The sequence below is a fragment of the Christiangramia aquimixticola genome, from assembly GCF_048285835.1.
Classification (GTDB): Bacteria; Bacteroidota; Bacteroidia; order Flavobacteriales; family Flavobacteriaceae; genus Christiangramia; species Christiangramia aquimixticola.
This window is the reverse complement of the sequence record NZ_JBLVTL010000138.1, coordinates 1-327: the sequence shown is the minus strand read 5'-3', so window position 1 is coordinate 327 and position 327 is coordinate 1. Positions and strand designations below refer to the sequence as shown.

Below are 327 nucleotides of genomic sequence, written 5' to 3'. Positions count from 1 at the left end.
AAATCAGGCCGCTATCCGTGAAGATTTTTGGCTGGATGGATTTTACATGTTTTTCAACTTCTTTCTTTTCTCCCTGATCGTTTATAACTCCGTGTCCAACGTGGCTGTGGAGGCATTCAAGGATTTTTTAGGGCTATTTGGAATCGAAAATTTGGTAGCCATTCAAGTGGCAAGCTGGCCTGGTTGGGCGCAGTTTCTTTTGATGTTTTTGGTGGCGGATTTTATCCAATGGAATGTCCATCGTTGGCTGCATCATAGTCCTTGGCTGTGGGAGTTTCATAAGGTCCACCACTCGGTGGAGCAGATGGGGTTTGCCGCGCATTTGAG

At 46.2% G+C, this 327-nt stretch carries 1 protein-coding gene; it reads left to right on the top strand.

Annotated features, from left to right (window positions below):
* Positions 1 to 327 (top strand): sterol desaturase family protein (locus ACNKXV_RS13850; RefSeq protein ID WP_417908305.1); only part of this gene is annotated, 327 nt, incomplete at both ends.